This is a genomic window from Plantactinospora sp. BC1 (genome assembly GCF_003030345.1).
GTDB lineage: Bacteria > Actinomycetota > Actinomycetes > Mycobacteriales > Micromonosporaceae > Plantactinospora.
Genome location: NZ_CP028158.1, coordinates 2,575,657 through 2,600,555, shown reverse-complemented (window position 1 = coordinate 2,600,555; position 24,899 = coordinate 2,575,657). Strand labels below are relative to the sequence as shown.

Here is a 24,899-nt window from a genome sequence, read left to right as displayed (position 1 = left end):
GTCGGCCGCGTTCGCGCCGGCACCGGGAGTGAGAATATCGCTACCGGCCGGCGGCGAGGGCCCGCCGGGGCGCCGGGCACCTGCCTGACCCGCTAGGACACCACGTCCTTGCGGGTGAAGCGCCAGAAGGCGAGCGACCAGAAGACGGTGGCGTAGCAGATCGCCGAGATGGCGCCCTTGACGATGTCGTCGGTCTGCACCGGCGTGGAGAGCAGGCCGAGCCAGGCCGAGCTGTAGTGCGTCGGCAGGAAGTCCCGGAGCACCCCCAGCGCGGTGATCTGGTCGAGGATGCTGGAGAGGATCCAGAGCAGCACCGCGCCGCCGACCGCGCCGAGTGCCGCGTCCGTGGTCACCGAGAGCAGGAACGCCAGGCCGGCCACGACCAGGAGTACCACCGCCAGATAGCCGAGGATGCCGAGCAGTCGCAGCAGCCCCTCCCCGGCCGGGATCTGCGCGGCCACCGTGCTGGAGAGCGGCGACCAGCCGTACCGGAGGGTGCCGGCGAGCAGCGCGGTGCCGGCCAGCAGCAGCAGGGCCAGCAGCGAGTACCCGAGCGCGACCACCAGCTTGACCGCCAGCAGCCGGGCCCGGGGCACCGGTACGGCCAGCAGGTAGCGCAGGCTGCCCCAGCTCGCCTCGCTGGCCACCGTGTCGCCGCAGAAGAGCGCCACCACCACGACCAGCAGGAACGACGAGGAGACCAGCAGCGCGAAGAGGGTGAAGTTCAGCCCGCCCGTGGTGGCCAGCTCGATCAGGCTGCCGAACTCGCCGCCGCCGTTGTCGTCGTCGCCGGAGCTCTCGAACTGGAACGCGATCAGGATGATCAGCGGCAGCAGCACCATGAAGCCGAGCGCGAACTGGGTACGCCGGCGGGACGCCTGCCGGCGCCACTCGGCGGCGATCGAGAGCGTGGCCCGGGGGCGGTACCCGGCGGCACCGCCGGCCGCGTCCGGTGCCCTGGTTTCCGTGGCGGTCATCAGCGGTCCCCGCTTCCCCGAGAGTTCTCGCCGACCAGGGCGAGGAAGGCATCCTCCAGGCGGCGGCGCGGCACCACCCGGTCCACCCCGACGCCGGCCCGGACGAGTTCGGCCACCACCTCGCTCCGGGCGGTGCCGTTGGTGTCGACCACCAGCGCGCCGTTCGTCTCCGGCAGCACCCGGACACCGTCGAGCCGGTCCAGCACGGCCCGGGCGGCCTCGACGTCGGAGACGTCGAACTGGGTGGAGGGCGACTCGCCGACGATCTCCTCCACCCGGCCGGACGCCACGATCTGCCCCTTGTGTACGACGACCGCGTGCGTACAGGTCTGTTCCACCTCGGCCAGCAGGTGGCTGGAGACCAGCACCGCCCGCCCGTCGGTGGCGTACCGGCGCAGCACCCGGCGCATCTCGGCGATCTGCGGCGGGTCGAGCCCGTCGGTCGGCTCGTCCAGCACCAGCAACTCGGGCAGCCCGAGCATCGCCTGGGCGATGGCCAGCCGCTGCCGCATGCCGTGGCTGTATTTCCGGGTCTTCCGGTGGATCGAGTCGCCGAGCCCGGCGATCTCCAGCGCCTCCTCGAAGTGCGCGTCCGCCTCCGGCCGGCCGGTCGCCCGCCAGTACGCCCGCAGGTTTTCCAGCCCGCTCAGGTGCGGCAGGAAGCCCGGCCCCTCCACCAGCGCACCGATCCGGGAGAGCACCGGCGAGCCGGGGACCAGCCGGTGGCCGAAGACGTGGATCTCGCCGGTGGTCGGCTGGGTCAGCCCCATCAGTACCCGCAGGGTGGTGGTCTTGCCGGCGCCGTTCGGCCCGAGCAGCCCGACCACCTGTCCCCGGTGCACCTCGAAGTCGATCCGGGAGACCGCGACGAAGCCGTCGGCGTACTCCTTGCGCAGGTCGCGGACGACGAGCGGGGTGTCGGCGTACTCCGGATGCACCGAGGTGTCGTGCCGGCGGTGCCGGCGGCGCAGCACGGCCACCACCACGACGAGCCCGAGCACGATCGCCGCGACCAGGCCGGCGAGCGCCCAGCGCCAGATCACCGCCGGGGTGGCGATCGGCTCGCCGGACACGGTCGGCAGCGACACCTCGGCGCCGGTCAGGGCGGCTCCGGCCGGCATTCCGGGTACGGTCCCGGACGCCGGCCCGGCCAGCGCGACGGTGTAGGTGGCCGGCTCGACCGGGGTGGCGAAGCCCTGGTCGGAGGTGGCGACCACGATCCGCAGCCGGTGCCCGGCCTCGATCCGGCGCACGATCGCCGGCAGGGTGACCGTGACCGGGGTCGCGGCGGCGACGTCGGCGGGCAGCCCGGTCAGCCGGACCGGCGCGACGAGTCCGTTGGAGAGCGCGGCCGGGCCGTTCGGGTCGACGTCGTAGAGCTTGACGAAGAGCACCGCCTCGCCGGTCGGCGACGCGGCCCGGATGGTGAACGTCGGCGAGCCGACCACGTCGACGGCCCGGTCCAGTGGCGCCGACTCGAACCGGGCGTGCTGGCCGGGCAGGTCACCGGCGACCCCGTCGAGCAGCGACGAGAAGCCGCCGCCGAAGGGCAGCGCGGAGATCGCCGCCGGGTTGCCGGCCGGCGGGTTCGCGATCCGCTGCGCCGGGCCGGCGACCGCGATCGACTCGCTGGTCGTGCCGCCGAGGCCCGGGTAGTCGGTGACGGAGAAGCCGGTGGCGACCAGGCCCCGGTCGAGCGCGTCGAAGCCGGCGATCCGGGACCAGGTGAAGCTGGCCGACGGCGTCTCGCCGGACCCCTTGACGTAGTGCTCCAGCCACTGCGCCATCAGGAAGCGCAGCCGGTCCCGGTCGGTCTGCGGGCCCTCGCCGCCGTCGTGGCCGCCGGTGAACCAGGCGACCCGGACCGGGGTGCCGCCGGCGGCGATGCCCCGGGCGTTGGCGTCCGCCTCGGCGAGCGGGAAGAGGGTGTCCGCCGCGCCCTGGATCAGCAGGGTGGGCGCCTTGATCCGGTCCAGCACCCCGGCCGGGCTGGACCGGCGGAGCAGCTCGACCGCCGCCGGGTCGGCCCGGCCGGCGGTGGCGATCCGCAGGTACGCGGCGCAGACGTCGGCGGCGAAGCGTCCACAGGCCGGGTCGGCCGGGGTACCGCCCGGAGCGGCGCCCGGCACCGTGCCGAGTACCGGATCCTGGCCGGCCGCCGGCCCGTCCTCGTCCGCCTCCTCCGAGCCGGAGTTCCCGGCGGCGCCGGGTGCGGCCAGCCCGCCCAGGCTGCCCGTACCGCCGCCGCTGCCGAAGAAGATCCCCGCCCAGCCCTTCTTGAAGACGCCGTCGACCGGTTCCCGGCCGGTCGCCTCGGGCAGGAAGGAGCGGGCCAGGTCGTTCCAGGTGATCATCGGCACGATGGCGTCCACCCGCTGGTCCGCCGCGGCGAGCAGCAGGGCCAGGCCGCCGCCGTACGAGCCGCCGACCACGCCCACCCGGGGGTCGCCGGCCGCGTCCTTGCGGATGTCCGGCCGGGCGGCGAGCCAGTCCAGCAGCCGGGCGGCATCGCGTACCTCGTAGTCGGGGTGGTCCAGGTGGATCTGCCCGCCGCTGCGCCCGAACCCCCGGGCGGTGTACGTCAACACCGCGTAACCGAGTCCGGCCAGGTCCTCGGCGTCGTCCTCGACGGACCGCTTCGTGCCGCCGAAGCCGTGCGCCAGCAGCACCGCCGGTACCGGCCGGTCGGCGCTCGCCCCGTCCGGCAGGTAGAACCGGGTGTCCAGGTCGACCGGCTGGTCGCCGCCGGGTCCGGAGCGGACGGTGATCGTCGAGTCCGTTGTGGAGTAGGGCGGGCGCTCCGGCCAGGCCGCCCAGCCGACCAGCGCGGCGAGCAGCACCAGCACGGTCGAGCCGGCAACCATCCGGCGCCGGGTCGGCCGGGCACGGCGCAGCCGCGCCAGCAGTCGGGAAGGCATGGGTCACACCGTACGGCGCCGGAGCTGAGCGTTGGCTGAGATCCGCCGTACGTCCGTCCGGCTGGCCCGTTCGGTGTCCGTGACTGGTCGTCCGCGTCGCGCCACCGGGTATCCGGCGAGACGACTTCGGATTCTGTGAATTCCGATCTTTGGTGCAGGACGTACTAATCGATGCATGCACCTAGGCAACAATGCACAAGGAGTCACAATTTTGCTCACCGGGTGTTACCTGTACCCAAGTGACGCATAACTGACTGCTCGGCCCGGATCGAGGGGCTCCGACGTCTACTAGTTTTCCGGTCCGGTGGACGGGACCGGGCGGCCTCCCCACGCCCGCCACGCAGATCGACCCCTCGCGCCGATGGAGATGGACGATGACAGTTCCCGCGCAACGGTCCCGGCGCGCGCCGAACCGGACCGGTACGGCGCTGCGAGTGCTGCTCGCGGTCGCCCTGCTGATCCCGGTCGGCGTGCTGTTCAGCTCGGCCTGGCGCAGTAACGACGACCGGCTCGCCGGCACCGAACGCGAGCGGCACGGGGTCGAATACCTGCGTGCCCTGGGACAGGTGACGCTGGCCCTGGTCGACGCCCAGTCCGGTGCCGTGGCCGGTCGGGCGGCGGCCGCCGCGGCACTGCGTACCGCGGTCGAGCAGACCAGCGCGATCGACGTCCGGTACGGTGCCGAGCTGCGTACCAGCGAGCGCTGGGCCGGGCTGCACGCAAAGATCGAGGCGCTGCCCGACCGCCCGCCGGGCAACCCGCAGGACGCCTACACGGTCTACACCGAGACCACCGACCTGCTGCTGGCGCTCTACGCCAAGGTACGGGAGAGTTCCGGGCTGATCCGGGACCCGGACTCGGACTCCTACCACCTCCAGGACGCGGTGGCCGAGGAACTGCCGGAGGCGCTGGTCGCGGCCGGACGCCTCGCCGACCGCTCGGTACTGGCCTCGGGCCGCCCGCGCGGCGACCGGCTGCGTACCGCCAGCGAACTGGCCCTGGCCCGCGCCGACGTACTCGGCCCGACGGCCGACCTGGTCGACAACCTGCGCTCGGCGGTGGAGAGCACCGCCAGCCGGACCCTCGGCGGCAACCTGCTCAGCCGGCTCGACGGCTACCAGCGCGCGGTGGAGGATCTCGCCACCCTCACCCGCGACTCGACCGCGCCCAACCCGATCCAGGTCGGTGCCGCCCGCGCCTCCGCGCAACTCGCCGGATCCGGCCTGGCCACGATCATCCTGACCGAACTCGACATCCTGCTCCGGGAGCGGGCCGACGCACGCGTCGACGAACGGCGGATCATCGTCGGCGCGCTGGTCCTGGCCGTACTCCTGGTGCTCGCCGTCGCCGCCCTGCCGGTGCTGGCGGCCCGGGCCGCCGCCCGGGCCGGCCGCGCCCCGGCCGAGGCCGGGGACCCGGTCACCGGCGGGCTCGGCTCCGCCGTCGGTACCCCGTCCGGACCTCCGCCGACCGGGCCGCCGCCGTCCGGACCGCCGCCGATCGAGTCGCCGCTGCCGGCCGGGGCGGCGCTGGCCGGGCCGCCGGCCGGCGGCGTGCCACCGCTGCCCGAGCGCCGGCCGCGCCGGCCGGACCCGGCGGGCGATCCGGGCCGACGCTCGCCGCTGGCGGACTGGCAGGATCCGGTACCCGCCGGCCAGGCGACCCCGTCGGCCGCTCCGGACAGCCAGGCGCCGTGGGGACGTCCCGATGCTCGGTAGGCTCCGGATCCGGGGCCGGCTGGCCCTGCTCGCCATCCTTCCGCTGCTCAGCACCATCGGCCTCGCCGTCCCGGTGCTGGTCGACCGGATCTCCTCGGCCCGGGAGGCGGCCGAGACCGCCGAAACGGTGCGCCGGGCCGGCCAGGTCGGCACCCTCGTGCAGGACCTCCAGCGGGAGCGGCTGCTCTCCGTCGGCTACCTGCTCAACGTGGTCGACCGCTCCGAACTCGTCCAGCAGGGCGCCCAGGTGGGCGACCGGATCGCCGACCTGCGGGCCGAACTCGGCGCCCAACTGACCGAGGAGATCGAGACCGCGATCGGCGGCATCGGCCGGCTGACCGACCTGCGGGCCGGCGTACTGAACCGGCGGGCCAGGCCGGACCAGGTGATCACCACCTTCGGCCAGGTACACACCGCGCTGATCGGGTCGCTGGGGCTGACCCACGCCGCGGACGCCAGTACGCCCGAGGGCCGCCAGATGATCGCGCTCGACGCGGTACTCCGTACCGACGAGGGGATCAGCGCCGCCGCCAGCCTGATCGTGCTGGTCGCCGGGACGAAGAACCCGGCCTCCGGCATCGCGTACGTCGGCACCATGGCCCGGCTCGAAGCCAACCTGGCCCGGTTCCGCAGCTTCGCCACCCCGGCGCAGAACGAGCTCTACAGCCTGATCGAGCGGGCGACGGCGGCCCGGACCGGCCCCGAGTTCCTCAGCGCCGGTGCCGCCGACCCGACCGAGGCGATCGCCGAGCTGGACCTGGCGGACCTCTTTCCGGCGGCCTCCTCCCTGATCACGCTCGGTCAGTTCATCGAGAAGAAGATCGTCACCGACGTGGTCGCCGAGGTCACCGACCAGCGCCAGCGGGCCATCGCCGGGGCGTACACGGTCGGCCTGCTGGTGCTGCTGACCATCGCGCTGATGATGCTGCTCAGCCTGGCGGTGGCGCGTACCGTAGCCCGGCCGCTGACCCGGCTGACCGTCTCCGCCGAGCGGATGGCCCGGGCCGCCGAGGAGGAACTGACCCGGATCGTCGACGACGAGTCCGAGTCGTACCACCCGATCCGGCTCGACCCGGTGGACGTGGACGGCCGCGACGAGATCGGCGACCTGGCCCGAGCCTTCGAGCGGGTGCAGGGTACGGCCGCCCGGCTGGTGGAGCGGCAGGCCGCCAGCCGGCGCAACGTGGCCCAGATGTTCGGGCACGTCGGACGACGTACCCAGAACCTGGTCGGCCGGCAGATCGCCCTGATCGACCGGCTGGAACACCAGGAGACGGACCCGGGCCGGCTCCAGCACCTCTACCGGCTCGACCACGTCTCCAGCCGGCTGCGCCGCAACGCGAGCAGCCTGGTGGTGCTCTCCGGCGGAGCCGGCGGCGACGGGCACGTCGCCCCGCTGCCGCTCGGTGACGTGGTCCGGCTGGCGCTCGGTGAGATCGAGGACTTCACCCGGGTCGACGTGCAGGTCCGGCTCGACGTCGCGGTGGCGCCCGGGGTCATCGGCGACCTGGTGCTGACCCTGGCCGAACTGATGGAGAACGCCACGGCCTTCTCCCCGCCGCACACCCGGGTCACCGTGCTCGCCGAGGTCGTCCCGGGCGGGGTACGCCTCAACCTGGTCGACCACGGCATCGGGATGACCCCGGAGCGGCTGGCCGAGGAGAACGCCCGGCTGACCCGACGCGAGCGACTGGACCTGGTGCCGACCGAGGTGCTCGGGCTGTTCGTGGTGGGCCGGCTGGCCCGCCGGCACGGCTGGCGGGTCACCCTCTCGGCGACCACCCCCGGCGGTGGCGTGACCGTCGGGGTGGAGATCGCCGACCGGCTGCTGGTCACCCGGCGTCCGGAATCCGAACTGCCGACACCCCGGGCGAGCGCGTCGGCACCGCTGCCGGTCCGTCCGGTCAAGGTCGCGGAGGGCGCCATCCCGCACGGCCGGGCCACCGTACCCACCGCCGAGCCGGCCCCGCCCGGACTCGTCGAGCCGGTACCGTCCAGGCCCGCCCAGCCGGCACCACCCAGGCCCGCCGAGCCGGTCCCGGTGACCCCGGAGCCGGTGCCCGCGGCGGCCGGGCCGGCACCGGTGTTCCGGCTGCCCGAGCTGATGCCGGTGGCGGTACCGGCCGGCCCGGTCTTCGACGAGGAGCTGATCCGCCGGGCCACCCGGTCGCTGACCTCCGGCCAACCCTGGAACGCCTTCCTGACCCGCCCGGTCGCCACCGCCGAGCCCGGCGCGGATCGGGCGGGACGCTCCGACGGCGCCGCTCCCGGCGGCCCCGATGCGGGAAGCGGCCCGGCCACCTCCGGTGCCCCGGCGACGCCTTCCGCCGACAGCGGCCCGGGACCCGCCTCGTCCGGCCCCGGCACCGGGCTGCGCCAGCGGGTCCCGGGCGCCCAACTGCCGAACACCACCGGCCGGAGCCGCCCCGAACCGACCCCGGCCGACCCGTCCGTCGTCCGGGCGCTGATCGAGGAGTTCGAGGCCGGGGTACGCCGGGCGCAGCGCGAGCAGCAGTCCCGGCCGACCGGCCCCGACCACCCGGCGGAGCAGCTCGGTACCGGGCCCGGGGAGCCGGACCGGGAGGTACCGCCACCGGTCTCCTCCGGGCCGGAGCCGGCCGCCGACCCGCCGTCGGGCGGCACACCGCCGGAGCGGGACGCCCCGCGTCCGGAGGGCGGTAGTGTCAGGCCGGTCGGGTCGGCATCCCGGCCCAACGGCACCCCAGCGGCGACCCCCGCCGCGACGGGCGCTCCGCCCCGGCTCAACCGGCGGGTCCCCGGAGCCAACCTGAGCGTTCCCCTGCCGACCACCCCGCTCGGCCAGGCGCCGGCCGTCGCCACCGCCGGGCCGGGCGACCCCGACCAGGTACGCGAGCTGATGATGCAGTTCGAGTCCGGTGTCGCCCGCGCGCTGAGCGAAGTCCGAACAGAACACCGCCACGAAGAGGGAACCCCACGATGAGCACTCCCTTCATCCGTACCGAGCAGGACCAGGCAGCGGGCACCGGCGAGCTGAGCCAGGAGGCACGCACCTTCAACTGGTTGCTGGACTCGTTCACGTCCGGCACCGCCGGTGTGCAGGAGGCGATCGCGGTCTCCTCCGACGGTCTGCTGATGGCCATGTCGTCGATCAAGGACCGGTCGAACGCGGAGCGCCTCGCCGCGGTGGTCTCCGGGATGACCAGCCTGGCCAGTGGCGCCGCGAACTGGTACACGCTGGGTGCGCTCAACCGGGTGGTGGTGGACATGACCGACGGCTACCTGCTGGTCAGCGCGATCAGCAGCGGCTCGGTCCTCGGGGTGGTCGCCGACCGGTCGGCCAACCTCGGCACCGTCGCCTACGAGATGACCCTGTTCGCCGGTCGGGCCGGAGGCGCGCTCACCCCTCGGCTGATCGTCGAACTGAAGAACTCCGTTCAGTCGTGACCACGGGTGTTGCGGTGGGCGGCGGTCCGCCGCGCCGTACACCCCGGAGCGCCCCCGGGCGGAGTGAGGGACCCGCATGACCGAGCGGAGCGAGGTGCCGGCGCCGGACGCGGAGCCGGAACCGGAGGTGTTGCCGACGGTCCGGATCCGTCCCTACCTCCAGGCCGCGCTTGCCGAGGAGCAGGCGCAACCGGAGGCGGACACCGGGGAGCTGCCGGTCGTGCAGCCGGCACCGACCGGGCTGCGCCCGTTCGTGCTGACCTCCGGGCGGGTCTCCGGGGCAGATCCGGCGATCGGGTTGGAGACCCAGGTGACCGCCAGGATCGACGACACCTCCTGGACCAGCCCACCGGTCAACCGGCTCTCCTCGGAACTCCAGGACATCGTCGCGCTGTGCGTCGAGCCGATGTCCGTGGCGGAGATCTCCGCCCGGCTTCGGATGCATCTCGGCGTCACCAAGATCCTGGTCGGTGACCTGCGGGCCGCCGGCCACCTCGACGTACACGTCTGTCCCGTCGAGGATGCCCACGACCCCGACCTCATTATGCGAGTGATCGATGGACTTCGTGCGATCTCCTGACTGGCCCGCCTCGCCGCCGGCCGGCCCCCTGGCGAACAGCGCACCCGGCCGGTACGGCAGCCCGGCCGGACACGGTGTCGGTACCGGTCGCGGGCTGCCCGCCGGGTACGCCCCGCCGGCCCGCTCCGCGCCGCCCCGGCACGCCCGGGAAACCGGCGCCGATCCGGCCGGGGCGCACCGGTCCGACCAGCGGCGCGGCAGCGCACCGCCGATCCCGGTGAAGATCCTGATCGCCGGTGGTTTCGGGGTGGGCAAGACCACCACGGTCGGCGCCATCTCGGAGATCGCGCCGCTGACCACCGAGGCGGAGATGACCACCGCCGGGATCGGGGTGGACGATCCGGGGATCCGCTCCGAGAAGACCACCACCACGGTGGCGATGGACTTCGGCTGCGTCACCATCGACCGCAGTCTCAAGCTCTACCTCTTCGGTACCCCGGGGCAGTCCCGGTTCGGCTTCATGTGGGACGACCTGGCCCGGGGTGCGCTCGGGGCGCTGGTGGTGGTGGACTCCTCCCGGCTCGACGACTGTTATCCCGCCATCGACTACTTCGAGCGGGCCCGTCTACCCTTCGTCGTCGCGGTCAACGCGTTCGACGGCCAGATCGCGCACGACCTGACGGCGATCCGTTGGGCGCTGGCAATCGGGGAACATGTTCCACTGGTCCAGTTCGACGCTCGAGATCGACTTTCGGTACGCGACGCCTTACTGATCGTGCTGGATCGGGCCCTGGATCGAGCGATCCGGGAGCGGGAGACTTAGCCCGCGACGGTCCGGCCGCGACGGGTCGGCGGTTGGCCGGGAAGGGTGACACGATGAGGGGCGAACTGGACGACGCACTGGCACGCATGGAGCGCCGGGAGGCGCTGCAACGACGACGGGCCCAGGAGGCGGCCGCCCGGGCCGGATCACCGGTCGACGAGGTGACCGAGGCCGTGCAACGGGTGGTCGCACAGCATCCGAACGTGGCGGTCACGATGTGGGTCGCCGACGGGCCGAAGATCTCGGCGATGCACGTGGCCTGGTCGGACGGCGAGGTCACCGTGCGGCCCGCCGCCGAGCCGGCGTTGCCGGTCGCCGGGCAGGCCCCGCACTCCTGGCCGATGTCGGTCCGGACGGTGCCGGGCTGGGCGGCTCCGGAGGATCCGCCGGCCCCGGATGCCGCCGCCCGGCTCGCCGACCTGATCCGCCGGGACCCGTCGCTGCTCGGCCCCGACGACCACGGCTGATCCCCGGCCGAGGAGCGGTGCCGGCGGACATCCTCCGGGTTTCGGGGAATCTGCCGCCCGTCTCCCGGTCGGTCCCGTCCTCGGCGGGCGATGGAGTCGGACATTTTGCATTGAGGACTGTGTATGTGATCGATACCATCCTCGCCATGCGTGCCCGCCGCGTCACCGCCGTCAGCCTCCTCGCCGCGCTGCTGAGCCTGCTCGCCGTCGGCGTCGCGCGGGCCGACGACCCGCCGAGGCTGACCGCCCCCGGCGTCCCGGTCGTGCTCGCCAACGAGCCGCACGCCCTCACCCTGACCTGGGCGCCCGCGACCTGGGCGAGCGACCCGGCCGGCGAGGACCCGATCACCTACGAGGTACGGGTGCTGCTCGGCACCAACGTCTACCGCAACCTCGGCAGCACGAGCAGCACCACCCTCACGGTGACCGACCTGGCGCCCGGCACCGAGTACCGGATCGCGATCGGCGCCTACGCGATCAACGCGTACTCCGACAACTCACCGGAGCTCAACCTCCGCACCGCGTACGGCCGGGCGAAGGTCGGCTACCTCAACCTGGACTGGTCCCCGACGAACAACCAGATCCACTACGCACTCCGGATCGTCAACACCGGCGACGAGCCGCTCGACCTCAACTACGTCCGGGTGCGGTACCACCTGACCTTCGAGGGCGGCAACACCGACCTGGTGCTGGGGTGCGACTGGGCGGCGCTCGGCTGCGACCGGATCCGGCGTACCCTCCAGTACTTCCCGCCGCCGGCGCCACCGCCCGGCGGGCCGAGCGGCGCGCCGACGCCGAGCCCGAGCGTGTTCCCGCCACCGGGTACCCCGATTCCCGGCTGGGTGGAGCTGACCGTCCCCGGCGCGGTGCTCGCCCCCGGCGCCTCGTCCGGGCCGATCTACCTGCGCTTCCACCGGCAGAGCTGGAGTGCGATCGACGAGCGCGACGACCGGAGCTGGCGGAGCGCCACCGGCGGGTGGATCGAGAACGGCCGGATCACCCTCGACGTCGACGGGGTACGCGAGTTCGGCGACACCTCCTCCTGAACGGCGCGGACGTCGGGTGGATGCCGGTCCGCTCCCGGCCGGTACTCTCGGCCGGTGACGGGTCGGGATCTCACGCTCACCGCCAGCCTGCGTCCGGCCGCGCTGGACGCCCGCCGGGGCATCGTCCGGCTGCATCCGGAGGTGCTGACCGCGCTGGGTCTGCACCCCGGCGCTCCGGTACGCCTCACCGGGCGGCGGAGCACCGCCGGGATCGTGGCCCGGGCGGAGCCGTCGGCGAGCCGCGCCCTGCTCTACGCCGACGACCTGGTCCTCGGCAACCTCGGGGTACGCGACGGCAGCCAGGTCACCGTCGCACCGATCCCGGTGGTGGCGGCCCGCCGGGTGGTGCTGACCGGCCCGCCGGAGATCGTCGCCGTGGTCTCGCCGGAGATGCTCCGCCTCGCCCTGCTCGGCAAGATGGTGACCGCCGGTGACGACGTCTCCCTGCTCCCCCAGGACGTGCTGCCCGACGCGGCGGTGCGGACCCTGGTCGAGGCGGCCCGGCGCAGCCTGGCGAACACCGTCGGCTACGCCTGGACCAGCACCCTGCTGACGGTGACCTCGGCGGAGTCGGCGAACGACTCGACCGGGCCGCTCGACACCGGCGGCGAGGCCGATTCGGTGCTGGTGACCATGGACAGTGTGGTCGGCTGGCGGGACGGTCACGCCACGCACGGCACGACCTCGGCCGAGCTGCGGGCGGTCACCGGCGGCCAGAGTCCGCGGGCGGCGACCGGGGCGATGCCGGATCCGGCGCCCGGCCTGGACGAGCTGCCCGGGCTGCGTACCCAGGCCGAGGAGTTGACCGAGCTGCTCGACCTCGGCTTCCACCACCGGGAGGTGCTGGGCCGGCTGGGCACGACGGTCTCGCTCGGCGTACTCCTGACCGGCCCGGCCGGGTCCGGCAAGTCGGCGCTGGTCCGGGCGGTCTCCCGGTCGGTGGGGGCCCGGTTCGCCGCGATCTGGGCGCCGGAGGTCGCCGCGCTGACCAACGACGCCGCCGCCCGGCGGCTCCGCGAGGCCGCCGCCTCGGTCCGGGACGCGCCGCCCGCGGTGCTGCTGGTCGCCGACGTCGAGGCGCTGGCGCCGCGCGACACGCCCGGTCCGGTGGGTACGGTCTTCCGGCAGTTGCTGGCCGAGACGGTACGCGCCGGTGCCGCCGTCGTCTGCACGACCAGCCGGCCCGAGTCGGTGGACCCGGCGCTGCGCGCGCCGGACCTGCTCTCGCTGGAGATCGCGATCCCGCTGCCGGACGCCGCGCTGCGCCGGGAGCAGTTGACGGTGCTGACCCGGGGGATGCCGCTGGACGAGGACGTCCGGCTGGACGAGGTGGCCGGCCGTACGCCCGGATTCGTCGCCGCCGACCTGGCCGCGCTGGCCCGGGAGGCCGGGGTACGCGCCGCGCTGCGACAGAAGGAGGCGACCGCCCCGACGGTGGCGATGGCGGACTTCTCGGCGGCGCTGGAGGTGGTCCGGCCGACCTCGATGGCCGAGTCGTCGGTGCTGGAGCTGGCCGACGTGACCCTGGACGACGTCGGGGACATGGCCGAGGTCAAGGAGGTGCTGACCGAGTCGGTGCTCTGGCCGCTGAACTATCCGGACACCTTCGCCCGGCTCGGCGTGCAGCCGCCGCGCGGCGTACTCCTCTACGGCCCGCCGGGGTGCGGCAAGACGTTCCTGGTCACCGCGCTGGCCGGTACCGGTCGGGCGAACGTGCTGTCGGTGAAGGGCGCGGAGCTGCTCTCGAAGTGGGTCGGCGAGAGCGAGCGGGCGGTCCGGGAGCTGTTCCGCCGGGCCCGGGAGGCGGCACCGACGCTGGTCTTCCTCGACGAGGTCGACGCGCTGGCCCCGGTGCGCGGCCAGGCCACCGACGGCGGTACCACCGACCGGGTGGTCGCGGCGCTGCTGACCGAGCTGGACGGGGTGGAGACGCTGCGCAACGTGGTGGTGGTCGGTGCGACGAACCGGCCGGATCTGGTGGATCCGGCGCTGCTGCGGCCGGGCCGGTTGGAGCGGCTGGTCTACGTGCCGCCGCCGGACGCCGCCGCCCGGGCCGAGATCCTGAGGGCGGCGGCCCGGTCGGTGCCGCTGGCCGAGGAGGTGGAGTTGGCGGCGCTGGCCGAGGAGTTGGACGGCTTCTCCGCCGCGGACTGTGCGGCGCTGGTCCGGGAGGCGGCGCTGGCGGCGATGCGGGAGTCGCTGGAGGCGAGCACGGTGCACGCCGGGCATGTGGCGACGGCCCGGTCCCGGGTCCGGCCGTCGCTGGATCCGGGTCAGGTCGCCTGGCTGGCCGCGTACGCCGCGCAGCGGTGAGCAGGATCCCGGTCCGGTTCCGCCAGGTGGCTCAGGACTGGCCGGTGGCCAGGGCCAGCGCGGCCGGGTTCTGGTATTCCCGCCAGTGCGCCACCCGGCCGTTGCGGACCCTGAGCACCGCGATGAACGGGGCGGCGGCGGAGACGCCGGTGGTGGTGACGGTCGCGGCGAGTTCGTACTCGACGACGATCACCTCGGGGTCGGTGGTCTGGTGGATGACCACGTTGCGGCAGTCGTCGATCCGAAGCGGCAGCCCGGCCCGGCCGGCGGCGGCGAATTCGAGGAACTCCCGCCGGCCCTCGATCCGGTTGGGCCGGCCGGGTGCGGCGAAGGGCATCTCCACCACGACGTCCTCGGCGAGTTGGTCCTCGGTGAAGCCGGCCGTGTTGGCCAGGAAGTTGGCGCGGATCCGGGCGAACGCTTCGCTGGGCGTGCTCATCGGACCATCCCCTCCGGAATAAAGTGAGTGACGACTCGACTTATGAAGATAGTGAGCCCGGACTCACTTTGCAAGGAGGAGAGATCCGCATGACGCCCCGGACAGCCGAACCCGGCCGGCCGCTGCGCGCCGACGCGCAGCGCAACCGCGCCCGGATCCTGGCGGCCGCCGAGGAGGTCTTCGCCGAGCACGGCGTCGCGGCGTCGACCGAGGAGGTCGCCGCCCGGGCCGGGGTCGCCATCGGTACCGTCTTCCGGCACTTCCCGACCAAGAACGACCTGCTCGCCGCGATCATGAAGGGCGTACTCGCCGGACTGGTCGAGCAGGCCGCGACACTGGGCGGCGACGACAGCTCCGGCACCGGGCTCTTCACCTTCTTCGCCCGGGTCGTCGAGCAGGCCGCCACCAAGAAGGCCGTGGCCGACCTGCTCGCCCGCGACGGTGTCGAGATCCAACTCCCCGAGGTGCTCGACGTGCTGGGCGCGGCCGTGCACGGCCTGCTGCGCCAGGCAAGGGCCGCCGGCACGGTCGACCGGCAGGTGCAGCTCCCCGAGGTGATGGCGCTGCTCGCCGCGCTGACCCAGGGTGCCCTGCGCGGCAACTGGGACGCCAAGCTGCGGCAGCGCACCCTGGCGATCGTCTTCGCCGGCCTGCGCCCGGCCCCGACCGGCTGACCGGACACCCGGCGGCCGACGCAACGGGTACCCCGGGCGGCCGGCCGGACCCGGTGACCGGCCGCCGGGCACGGTCAGGACTCGAAGGCCCGGGTCCACTCCACGACCGGGCGTACGCAGGTGTCCACCGCCTGCTCGCCGGGGCAGGAGCCGTGGTTCCAGGTCCAGAGCCAGAGCGCACCGAGAACGATCACGAAGACCGCGGGTGTCCGGGCCGCGCGGGCGAAGGCCGGTGCGGCCAGCCCGGAGACCCGGGTCAGCCCGATCGCCAGCTCCGCCACCAGGTCGCCGTAGCCGTAGGCGAGTCCCGGCGGGGCACCGCCGGTGCGCCGGTAGAGGTACGAGACCAGCAGGTCGGGCAGGAGCAGGACGGCGCCGACCGCGACCGCCAGTACGCCCAGCGCGCGGCCGACGAGCCGCCCCAGCCAGGGCAGCACCCGGCGTACCAGCAGCAGCAGGCCGCCGATCACCAGCACGGCGAGCAGGGGGAACCAGACCACTCCGCGAATCTCGACGGGAATCAGCGGGAGGTCCCGGATCCACCCGGCCAGCGTGTCGAGAATCTCCATCGGAAAGCCCCGGGCTCCGTTCACGGCTGCTCCCCGGCTTCGCCGCCCGGCGGTGACCCGGCCTCGCCGTCCCGGGCCGGCGCGTTGGACAACTCGCCGACGGCCCGGTTCGGCATCAACTGGCCGCCGCCCTGCGTGATCATCCCCTTGAAGCGTTCGACCACCGCCTGCACGGCGCCGTCCATCTCGCCGAGCCGGATCTGGTCGCCGTCCATGATCACCTTGAGCGCCTCCACGGCCAGCTTCTGGTCCTGGTCGTAGAGCGAGATCATGAAGTTGGCGGCCTCGGTCGCCTTCGTCGGATCCTGCGCCACGATGCTGCCGGCCAACGCCGCACCACCGCCGGAGAGCAGCCGCTCGTGGAACGCCGCCCGCTCCTGGTGCCGGGCCAGATCGGCGTCCTGGTTCAGCTTGGTCAGGGCGATCCGGTCCGTCTCGGTACGCATCGCCAACTGCTGCCGCAACGTCTGGATCTCCAGATCCTTGGCGATTCCCCCCTGCTCGGCGTTGATGGTCAGCTCGCAGCGCAGCTCGCTGATCCGCAGCCCGTTGGCGAGGTCGGTCGGCGCGTCCGCCAGCGTCGACCGGATCGCCCGTTCGGCCGCCTCCGGCTGCATCGCCGTGAACCTGCGGGTGACGGCGCGCAGCGGTTCCATCAGATAGCGCCGGCAGTCGGCGACGGGGTCGGAAACCTGCTCCCGGACCACACTCACCGGATCGGCGACGGCGAACGAGAACCGCACCGCCGCGTCGAAGAAGAGCGTGTCACCGGCGCACGGCAGCGTGCAGGCGAAGTACGCCGGCTGCGGCGACGTGTAGACCACGTAGACCGCTCGCGGCCCGCGCCACCAGACGTCCCCGGTGGTGTACGGGTGCGTCGGCGCCACCAACTGGCCGCTGGACATCTGGAACACCAGCCGGGTACCCGGCTCGGCGATCGGCCGCCGCTGGAACGGCAGCCGGCGGAGTTCTTTTCGTTCGAGGACGGGGCCACGGATCACCACACACCAACCCTTCGACTGAGTACGTTCAGCAATCTGGCCGCCAGGTCCGGCGCCAGCGGCTTGGGATCGCGCCACCGGTTGGCGTGCGCGGTCAGCAGTCGCCGCTGCCGGTCGGTGACCGCGGCCTCCATCAGCAGGGCGACCAGGGCCGGACGCAGCGCCGGGGCCTCCTCGGCCGCCTGCGCCCACCTGCGCAGCACGTTGTGCACGGCGGTGTCCACACCGGGGGCGACCAGCGCCCGCCCCCAGAGCCGGGCGACGATCCGCCCGGCCTCGGACCGGCCCTCCGCCGGGACGACGCCGTCGTCCGGGACCGTCACCGGCTGCCCGCCCTCGCCGGCCAGCCAGAGCAGGGTCGGCCAGGCCACGTCGCCGTCCGGGGTCTGCTGGTTGGTCCAGAGCGTGGCGGCGACTTCGAGGAAGCCCACCACGCCCGCGTAGAGCCGGCCCGAACGACTCTCCATCGACCAGGTCTCCAGCAGGCGGAGCAGTTCGGTCTGCCGGTCGAGCGTCGCCTCGGCCATCAGCTCGGCGATGCTGTCCCCGATGGCGAGCTGGAGCGGCGTCTCGGCGCCGTCGGCCAACTCGGCGAGGTGCTCGTCGGGGCCGCCGTCCAGCACCGCCCCGACGCTGGCGCCCAGCGCCCGGGCGGCCGACAGCCGGAGCGCGAGACCGTCCCGGTCCGCCCAGTCCAGCACCAGCCGGATGACCCGGCTCGCCGTCGCCGGGTCCCGGGCGGGCAGCGCGAGGGCGGCCACCGCCCACTCCCGTTCGTTGCCCCGGCCACTGCCGGCCCACGGCGTCACGATGTCCCGGCGGATGGTGTCGAAGGCGAACTGGCTCAGGTAGCCGATCGCCGTCGCCGCCCGGATCCCGACCGCACCCTCCACGTCGCCGGCGACCCGGCGCAGCCAGTCCAGCAGCAGAGCCCGGTCGTAGTAGTGCTCGTGCCACAGGTGGTGCAGCAACCGGGCCGGATAGTTCGGGTCGACGAAGGAGACGACCTCCAGCTCCGCCCAGCCGTACCGGGTGCGGCGTACCTCGGTGTCGATCCGGGCCCGGGCCGCCCGCAGCCGGTTGCGCCGGGTCTGCCGGGACCGTGGCGGCGCCTGGCCGTTGCCGGCCTCGTCCTCCCGCCACGCCTGTTCCAGCAGGGTGGCGGCCCGGGAGACCGCGTCGAAGGACATCCGGTCCAGTACGGCGATCGCGACGACCAGCGCCCGCTCGTCGAAGCTGCCGAGTTCGTCGTACCAGTCCTCGACGTCCTGGCGGGAACGGTCCTCGAACCGCGCCATGGCGTCCGCCACGGTGCCCGTACCCGAGGCCACCTCGGCGAGGTCCTTCGCCAGTTCCACCAGCTGCGGCGCGTCGAACGACTCCGGTGCGATGTCGGCCAGCCGGGTACCGACGTTCTCGTCCGCCAACAGCCGTTCCGCCTCGGCATCCGAACCGAGCAGTTCCGCCAGGTGGCTGGTGACCAGCTCCAGCGCCGCGGGCGGTGCGGCGATCTTCCGGGCGAGCCGGTCGACCGCGTGGTCGGCAGCGCGCGCCGAGTCGTCGACGATCACCACCAGTCTGCCCCGGCGCCGAGTCAGCCGCTCCTCCAGCATCGGCAGCTCCCGGGCGTACAGGGTGCCGAGCTGGTTCCTGCTCAGCCGTTCGATGACGAAGCCGCACCCCTCGGGCAGGTCCTCGATCGGCAGTGCGGCGAGCGCGTCGGCGAACCGCAGTTCGTGCACGGTCTCCATCTCGGAGAGCAGCCGGACGGCGGTCGTCGTACTGCCCCAGCGCCGACGCGCCCTGATCAGCAGTACCGGGCTGTCCTCCAGGGCCTCGGCGAGGTCGACGTAGCCGTCCGGCGAGACGTACACCCGGGCCGTACCGGCGACGAACCCGGCGGTGAAGGTGCGCAGTACCGCCCTGGACCGGTCCGCGCCGGTCCGACTGTCCCCGCCGGTGATCGGGCCGCTGAAGGTGTGCCCGTCGCCGACGACGATGACGCCGGAGGAGCGGCTGCCGAAGGAACTGAGCGCCGCCGCCAGGGTGTTGCGGATCTCCTGCTGCTGCCAGGTCCGCTCCTCGTCGCCGGCCCCCTCGCCCGGCGACTTCGCCGCCGACCTGGCGCCGCCGAGGCTCGCGGCGAGCCCCTCGGCGGCGTCGCCGGCAGACCCGGTGGCGTCGCTCGCGGACTTCGGGTCCGCGCCGGATCCACCGGGCGTACCGGCCGGGCCGGGCGACCGGCCTTCCTGGGCTGGCGCCCCGGACGCCTTGCCGGAGACGTCCGGGGCAGTCTGTGAGGGTTTCGCGGGCCGTTCGGCCTGCTCAGCCATTGCTGTCCCCGCCGGTGATCGGCCCGTTGAAGACCTGACCGTCCCCGGTGATGTGCACGGCGCTGTGCCGGCCGTTCGCCGGTGCCGCCGGAGCCGCCTGGCCGGGTGCGGCGGCGGTGCCGGCCGCGCCGCCCGGACCCGAGCCGACGCGCGGCACGATCCGGCCCAGTTCGTCGACCAGCCGCTGGAGGTCGCCCAGCAGGTTGCGGGTGTGCAGCGGCAGGAACTGACGGCGGGCCAGTCGCCTGATGTCGTGCGGCAGTTCCTCCTCGGTCGGCATCCGCCCCCCGTCGAGCAGTACGGGAATGACTCGGATGTCCCGCTTGAGCGCCCGGCGGATCTCCCGCCGCACGTAGTCCTTCGGATGGTCGATCCGACGGTTTCCGGAGTCGTCCGCGAGGGTGAGCCATCGGGGGCCGATAAGCGCGAGCAACACCGTACTGCGCTTCAGGTGGTACCAGATCTCGGGCGGGAAATCGAGACCCGGTTCGAGTGAACGGGAATCCCGGAAAACGCGGTCGTCGCCAAATTCCCTGCGGAGCCTCTCGTCGATCACCGGTGCGGCGAACGTTTCGTCACCGGTTCGATAGTTGATGAAGATCCCGGTCATCGGGTCGCCTTTCGGCAGAAGCGGTCGGGAACGTCGCGCCTATTGCCGATGGATGCACGCAACTGCGCGTCGTCATGCACAACTAGCGGACCGACGCCGTCCGCCGCATTTCAGACTGGCAGTGCGGCATGGGACTAGCAATACGTTGTCCTCACCCTTGTGGACGGACAACGGCGAACGAGCGGAAGCGGACGTGGCCGGGACGACCCGGCCACGAACCGGTCGGCAGGGGCGACCTCTCCGCCGTATTACAACCGGTAGTCCGAAGGTGGCTGATTGTCTCTGCGAAGGACGTCCAGAAGGAGCGGCATGGCCTCGTTGACCGCACCTTCGGTACGCCAGCGCCGCAACGTTCGGCTGAGGTGCCGCAGGTCGTGCCGGACAGTCGCGGAGTCGACAGTAGAGGCCTGCTCCAGCACCGACCGGAGGACCTCGCAGGCCCGTTCGAGTTCCCCGCTGTTGGCGAGCGCGAGTGCGAGGCGGGCACCGTACCGGGAGCGGGTCCGGTGCATGGTGGCGGGGAGCCGGTCGAGTTCGGCACCGAGGATCTCGGCGGACTCGGCCGGTCGCCCGAGGTCGAACAGGCACCAGCCGGTGGTGAAGGCGACCGGGTCGCGCATGGTGAGGCTGCCCAGCGCCGGTTCGGCACTCGTCTCGCCGGCCGCGTGCGTCATCAGCGTCGCCGCCCGGTCGAGCGCCTGACGACAGGCGCGATCGTCACCGGCGAGGGCGTACCCCTGGGCGGCGCGCTGGGCGGCGAAGGCGGCGACCCGGCTGCTGGACGCCCGCTGCTCCGCCTGCTCGGCGAGGGCCACCACCGAGCGGGAGTCGTCCCGGTAGAGCGCCAGCTCCGCCCGGCGGACCAGGGCGTAGGTGGGCAGTTCGTGGTCCCCGCCGCTCGTGGCGAGGTCGACGGCGCGCTGGGTCCACCACCACGCCGCACCCTCGTCGCCCTGCTCCTGGGCCATCCAGCCGGTGTATTCCGCGAACCGGGCCGCCAGGCGCAGCGCGGCGACCCGGGTCTCGCCCCGCGCCTCGGCGGCGAGTGCCCGGATGCTGTTGGTGGCCCCGACCAGCATGTGAATCATCGTCGCCGGGTCGACGCCCTGGCCGAGCAGACGCATCTGGTCGAGCCAGGTCCGGAAGGTCGGCAGGGCGAAATCCGCCGCCTGCGGGCGCCCCCGTGCCGGAATAATCGCCCAACTCATCATGGAGGCTGCGGCGGTCAACACCGTACGCCGGTCGAAAGCCGTGAATTCACCACTGCCGTCCGCATTCATCCGCATCACCCAGACCTCGCTCGGAGTCGCTGTCTCCGGCGGCGGATCGTACGACGGTGCGTCGACCAGACGGGCGAGGGCACCATCGGCATTCAGTTCCTGATCGCATCGACGTGCCAGGTCCACACTGGGCCGTTTGACGCCCGACTCGATCTTGCTCAGATGGCTCTTGCTGTAGTTGATCCGTCCGGCCAACTCCGTGAGGGTGAATCCCTGCCCGGTTCGCCGCCGGCGGAGTTCTCCGGCGAACGTTATCGGACCAGGCACCTCGCCCACCATGGCCACCACCGCGTTTCCATTGTCCGGCCCGAAAGGATGTGGACAACACTATCTGCCGAGCACAAACGTCGCCGCCCACGAAGGCGACGTCTGTTCACACCACCGATGTGGATCTCCGCTACTGTGGATCTCCGCTACTGTGATGACACCCCGGACCGGCGCACCAGGTGGAGCGTGCCGGCGACCCTCAGGAGGCGTACTTGGCGGACGAGGACGAACTCCGGCTGCGCCACCTCGCCGACGTGCAGGCGACGATCGCCCGGATGTCCCAGCACTCGTTCGTGATCCGGGGCTGGTCCGTCACGCTGGTCTCCATCGTCTTCACCGTGCTCGGCACACAGGGCCAGAACCTGCGCCTGCTCGCGGTGGTGGCACTGGCGCCCGCCGTGATCTTCTGGGGACTGGACGCCTACTACCTACGCCAGGAGCGCCTCTTCCGGCGGCTGCACGCGGCGGTCGCCCGCCGGCTGCTCGACGGTGCCGAGGCGCCCGACGTACGGCCGCTGGAGATGGGCGTGGCGCACTACCGGGACGAGGTGCCGGGATACTGGCGTACCCTCGTCGCCCCGCACGTGCTGGCGATCCCGGCGACCCTGATCGTGCTGACCCTGGGCTACACGCTGCTGCTCGACTGATCCGCCCGACGCGGCGTCCCGGCCGGCCGGGTACGGCGCACGATCCGGGGGTTCGGCGCACGAGCCGACGGTACGGGTCACCAGACCCCGACGGCGTCCTCGCCGACGCCGAGCCGGATCTCCGCCCGGACCGCCACACCGTCCTGACCCAGCACCGCGCCGCACCGCCGCAGCAGGTTCAGCGCCGGCAGGTTGTCCGCCCGCGTCTCGGCCACCACCCGCCGGGCGCCGGCCTCGACCGCCTCGGCGAGCAGCAGCCGCAGTGCGATCAGCCCGATCCCCTGCCCCCGGCTGGACTTGCCGAGCCATATCCCGGTCTCCAGGGTGCCCGGCTCGGCGTGCCGGCCCAGCCGGGCCATCCCCACCACGTCACCGTCCTGGACGATCGCGTACATCAGGCTGCCGGTCGGCCCGCCCAGGCCGCCGAAGTTCGCCCGGTGGAACTCCCGGAACGCGTCGCGCCGGGCCTGCGACCAGCCGGCGGGAGCCTCGACCGGCGGCATCACCTCGTCCGGTTCGGTCTCGGCGACCGCCACCGACAGCAGCGGTTCGAGATTCTGCTCGTCTACCGGCGTCAGCCGTATCTCACGGGTCACGAACCCGATGTTTCTCGCCGCGTCGCCGCCGCGTCCACTGGTTTGGCAGACCCGCTCCGTTCGGACCACCCCGACCCGACCGGGCGACCCCCTCACCGACTGGCTGGTCGTGCCGCCCACGGCGCCGGCCGGCCGACCCGCACCATTTCGGACATCGGGCACGGAATCGGAAGGGCGGACGGATCAGTGCCGCTCCGGTCAGGACGCGCCGACGACCGCCGCCACCGGCTCCGGCAGCGGGTACGGCCGTTCGGCCGGGAGCAGCGCGGCGGCCGCGTCCCGCTCGCCGGCCCGCAGGTGCGCCCGGATCGCCCGCGCGGTCGCGGTGACGTCGCTAAGGCCGACGATCCACTCGTCGACGTACCGGGCGACGGCCGGGCCGCTCAGCCCGACCTGGAGGGACCGGTACGGCAGCGGTGTCAGCTCCAGCGAGCGCTCCGGATCCCACTGCACGCGTACCGGGCTGGTTTTGAGGAGCGCGGCCCAGTCCGCCCGGCTCGGGTACCGGTCCGGGTCGTAGTGGCTCAGGCAGGCGTGGCCCAGCGCCCACTCGAAACCCTCCCGGGTGATCTCGACCGCGAGTACCCGCTCCTGACCGGGCTTCTCCGCCCAGCCGCAGCGGTACATCATCCACCGGAAGGACGGCTTGATCCAGGTCATCCGCTCCCGCTTGAACGGGGCCACGAACCGGCCGGCAAGCAGCGCCGGCTCGGCGATCGACGGCGGGTACGCCTGGTAGACCGTGATCGTCTCGTCGGTGAAGCCGGCCCGGACCTGCCGCTGTGGAATCGACACGACGCCGATCGTCGCCGTACCCGAGGCCGGCCGCCACCCGGTTTCACCCGGCACCCGCGCCGCCGAGCCGGTGCCCGACCCGGACCGGCGCTCAGTCCTCGAACTCGCAGAGTACGGCGGTCGCGTCGTCGTGCCGCTTGAAGCCGCTGCGGCGCTGGCCGTCACCGGCCTCGACCAGCCGGACCCGGCGGATCAGCTCGCCCGGCCCGGCCTCGCTGAGCAGGTCGAGCAGGCCACGCCAGTCGAAGAGCCCGAACTGCTCGACCGCGACCGAGGCCCCGTCGGTGAGCAGCGCGGCCCGGCGGACCCGCTCCGGACCGTGCAGCGGCAGGCTCCCGGCGACCGCGTGGTACGCCGCGTCCGGGTTGGCGGCGGCCACCCAGTAGCCGTGGGTCCGGTTCATCTGCTCCCGCTGCAACGCCACCGCCCGGCGGAACCGGGTCGCCGGGTCCGGCTCACCGCCGACCCGGGCCAGCTCCGCCTTCTGCCGCAGGTCGGCCATTGCCGTCCGCAACCGCTCGTCGGAGATCACCTGGACCCGCGCGCCGAGGTCGAGCACGAGTGGGCTGTCGCAGAGCACCAGGTAGTCGACGTGATCGGCACCGTGCCGCAGCAGGCAGACCGTCGCCGACGGGGTGCCGGGATGGTCGAGGTCGCAGGCGCCGCCGTGGTCGGCGCGTACCGCCAGGATCGCGGCGGCGAGGTTGCCGGTCAGCGCGGCGGCGGGCCGGTCGGCGGCGGCGAGCCCGAGCCGCGCCGCGAGCCGCCGGACGTACCAGCCCGGTCCGTGTACGCAGCCGGTGTCGAAGCCGTCCGGCACCGTCGCCCCGTCGAGTACGCCGACCAGGTCCCCGTACCGGAAGACGTGGTCCTCGTTCTCCAGCCGCCCCGGCGCGGGTGCCGAGGCCGACCGGACCAGCATCATCGGACCGGCTCCGGCCGGCCCCGGTCTGGCGGTGTCATCGGCGGCCTGACGGTGTCATCGGCGGCTCCCGGCGGTACGACGGGTGGTTCTCCCCTCCTGTCTACCGTGCGGCGACGCCCGCCCCGGCGGGAATCGACGGGTCGGCGGGCAGTTCGACCCGCCCGCCCCGTCGCGCCGGGTCCGGTGGCAGGCAGCCGGCGTAACACCCGGTGCCGGATCCGTGGACTCATCCGGGAAACTCGCCGACCAGCGACGATTACCGACGGTAGCGTCGGTACCGAGGGCTTGACGCGAGGGGGGACGCAGATGTTGGAACACCTGCACCGGATGGGCCTGCGGGCCGAACACATGTACATGGCGGGAGCGGCCAGCATCGGGCTGTCGTTCCTGAGCTGGTGCCTGTCGAAGCAGATGGAGAGCGCCGGTATCGACCGCGCCGACCGCTGGGGCATCTTCATCGGCGAGTGGGCGCCGACCTTCATCGCGCTCGGCAACGGGCTGCGTACCTACGAGAAGTAGTCCGGCGCGGCGGCGCCGCCTCCGTGGCGGGGCGGG

The 24,899-nt window shown here is 73.3% G+C and carries 22 protein-coding genes; 11 read left to right on the top strand and 11 right to left on the bottom strand.

The genetic code is table 11. From position 1 onward, the window contains the following. Positions 1–92: 92 nt before the first annotated feature. On the bottom strand, positions 93–977 hold the full coding sequence (locus C6361_RS11000) for an ABC transporter permease (protein ID WP_107257526.1): 885 nt from the start codon (positions 975–977) through the stop codon (positions 93–95). Further along, positions 977–3,895 carry an alpha/beta fold hydrolase gene (locus C6361_RS10995; protein WP_107267673.1) on the bottom strand — a complete coding sequence of 973 codons (2,919 nt, stop codon included), beginning with the start codon at positions 3,893–3,895 and terminating at the stop codon, positions 977–979. Before C6361_RS10995 ends, C6361_RS11000 begins: the two co-directional genes overlap by 1 nt. A gap of 374 nt (positions 3,896–4,269) precedes the next feature. On the opposite strand from C6361_RS10995, the gene C6361_RS10990 reads away from it, so the two are divergent. From C6361_RS10990 to C6361_RS10955, 8 genes are all read left to right on the top strand, one after another. After that, the gene (locus tag C6361_RS10990; protein ID WP_159079287.1) at positions 4,270–5,613 is read left to right on the top strand and encodes a hypothetical protein; all 1,344 of its coding nucleotides are present in this window, start codon (positions 4,270–4,272) and stop codon (positions 5,611–5,613) included. Beyond that, on the top strand, positions 5,603–8,575 hold the full coding sequence (locus C6361_RS10985) for a nitrate- and nitrite sensing domain-containing protein (RefSeq protein WP_107267672.1): 2,973 nt from the start codon (positions 5,603–5,605) through the stop codon (positions 8,573–8,575). Before C6361_RS10990 ends, C6361_RS10985 begins: the two co-directional genes overlap by 11 nt. Then, positions 8,572–9,039: a roadblock/LC7 domain-containing protein gene (locus C6361_RS10980; RefSeq protein ID WP_107257522.1), complete on the top strand. Its 468-nt coding sequence runs from the start codon at positions 8,572–8,574 to the stop codon at positions 9,037–9,039. The genes C6361_RS10985 and C6361_RS10980 overlap by 4 nt, the downstream gene beginning before the upstream one ends. 76 nt (positions 9,040–9,115) lie before the next feature. Further along, on the top strand, positions 9,116–9,619 hold the full coding sequence (locus C6361_RS10975; protein ID WP_107257521.1) for a DUF742 domain-containing protein: 504 nt from the start codon (positions 9,116–9,118) through the stop codon (positions 9,617–9,619). A gap of 211 nt (positions 9,620–9,830) precedes the next feature. Then, the gene (locus C6361_RS10970; protein ID WP_318396947.1) at positions 9,831–10,382 is read left to right on the top strand and encodes an ATP/GTP-binding protein; all 552 of its coding nucleotides are present in this window, start codon (positions 9,831–9,833) and stop codon (positions 10,380–10,382) included. A gap of 53 nt (positions 10,383–10,435) precedes the next feature. Further along, positions 10,436–10,849: a hypothetical protein gene (locus tag C6361_RS10965; protein WP_107257520.1), complete on the top strand. Its 414-nt coding sequence runs from the start codon at positions 10,436–10,438 to the stop codon at positions 10,847–10,849. Between the two features lie 146 nt (positions 10,850–10,995). After that, positions 10,996–11,895, top strand: coding sequence for a cellulose binding domain-containing protein (locus C6361_RS10960; RefSeq protein ID WP_107267671.1), 900 nt, complete (start codon positions 10,996–10,998; stop codon positions 11,893–11,895). Between the two features lie 54 nt (positions 11,896–11,949). Next, positions 11,950–14,208, top strand: a complete 2,259-nt coding sequence (locus tag C6361_RS10955; protein ID WP_107267670.1) for an AAA family ATPase — start codon at positions 11,950–11,952, stop codon at positions 14,206–14,208. Between the two features lie 31 nt (positions 14,209–14,239). Here the strand turns inward: C6361_RS10955 and C6361_RS10950 are convergent, their stop codons facing one another. Beyond that, the gene (locus C6361_RS10950) at positions 14,240–14,647 is read right to left on the bottom strand and encodes a nuclear transport factor 2 family protein (protein ID WP_107267669.1); all 408 of its coding nucleotides are present in this window, start codon (positions 14,645–14,647) and stop codon (positions 14,240–14,242) included. Between the two features lie 89 nt (positions 14,648–14,736). Here C6361_RS10950 and C6361_RS10945 point away from each other — a divergent pair, with 89 nt between their 5' ends. Next, positions 14,737–15,321 (top strand): TetR/AcrR family transcriptional regulator, encoded by a 585-nt coding sequence (locus C6361_RS10945; RefSeq protein ID WP_107267668.1) that lies wholly within the window; start codon positions 14,737–14,739, stop codon positions 15,319–15,321. 74 nt (positions 15,322–15,395) lie between these two features. On the opposite strand, the gene C6361_RS10940 is transcribed toward C6361_RS10945, so the two are convergent. From C6361_RS10940 to C6361_RS10920, 5 genes are all read right to left on the bottom strand, one after another. After that, positions 15,396–15,914, bottom strand: coding sequence for a hypothetical protein (locus C6361_RS10940; protein WP_159079286.1), 519 nt, complete (start codon positions 15,912–15,914; stop codon positions 15,396–15,398). After that, positions 15,911–16,894, bottom strand: coding sequence for a hypothetical protein (locus C6361_RS10935; RefSeq protein WP_107267666.1), 984 nt, complete (start codon positions 16,892–16,894; stop codon positions 15,911–15,913). The genes C6361_RS10940 and C6361_RS10935 overlap by 4 nt, the downstream gene beginning before the upstream one ends. Further along, entirely contained in the window at positions 16,888–19,224 is a 2,337-nt protein-coding gene (locus tag C6361_RS10930; protein ID WP_107267665.1) for a hypothetical protein, read from the bottom strand. Before C6361_RS10930 ends, C6361_RS10935 begins: the two co-directional genes overlap by 7 nt. Next, on the bottom strand, positions 19,217–19,834 hold the full coding sequence (locus C6361_RS10925) for a toll/interleukin-1 receptor domain-containing protein (RefSeq protein ID WP_107257512.1): 618 nt from the start codon (positions 19,832–19,834) through the stop codon (positions 19,217–19,219). Before C6361_RS10925 ends, C6361_RS10930 begins: the two co-directional genes overlap by 8 nt. A gap of 248 nt (positions 19,835–20,082) precedes the next feature. Then, positions 20,083–21,393, bottom strand: coding sequence for a helix-turn-helix transcriptional regulator (locus tag C6361_RS10920; protein ID WP_107263754.1), 1,311 nt, complete (start codon positions 21,391–21,393; stop codon positions 20,083–20,085). A gap of 200 nt (positions 21,394–21,593) precedes the next feature. Between C6361_RS10920 and C6361_RS10915 the strand changes: the two genes are divergently transcribed. Continuing rightward, positions 21,594–22,028, top strand: coding sequence for a hypothetical protein (locus C6361_RS10915; RefSeq protein ID WP_107257511.1), 435 nt, complete (start codon positions 21,594–21,596; stop codon positions 22,026–22,028). 77 nt (positions 22,029–22,105) lie between these two features. Here the strand turns inward: C6361_RS10915 and C6361_RS10910 are convergent, their stop codons facing one another. The 3 genes from C6361_RS10910 to C6361_RS10900 form a co-directional block, all read right to left on the bottom strand. Further along, on the bottom strand, positions 22,106–22,624 hold the full coding sequence (locus tag C6361_RS10910) for a GNAT family N-acetyltransferase (protein ID WP_107263753.1): 519 nt from the start codon (positions 22,622–22,624) through the stop codon (positions 22,106–22,108). Positions 22,625–22,822: 198 nt separating this feature from the next. Further along, positions 22,823–23,419 carry a DUF4291 domain-containing protein gene (locus tag C6361_RS10905; protein WP_107263752.1) on the bottom strand — a complete coding sequence of 199 codons (597 nt, stop codon included), beginning with the start codon at positions 23,417–23,419 and terminating at the stop codon, positions 22,823–22,825. 91 nt (positions 23,420–23,510) lie between these two features. Then, complete coding sequence (locus tag C6361_RS10900; RefSeq protein WP_234359442.1) at positions 23,511–24,344, bottom strand: hypothetical protein; 834 nt, start codon at positions 24,342–24,344, stop codon at positions 23,511–23,513. 306 nt (positions 24,345–24,650) lie between these two features. On the opposite strand from C6361_RS10900, the gene C6361_RS10895 reads away from it, so the two are divergent. Continuing rightward, the gene (locus tag C6361_RS10895; RefSeq protein WP_107257510.1) at positions 24,651–24,863 is read left to right on the top strand and encodes a hypothetical protein; all 213 of its coding nucleotides are present in this window, start codon (positions 24,651–24,653) and stop codon (positions 24,861–24,863) included. Positions 24,864–24,899: the final 36 nt, after the last annotated feature.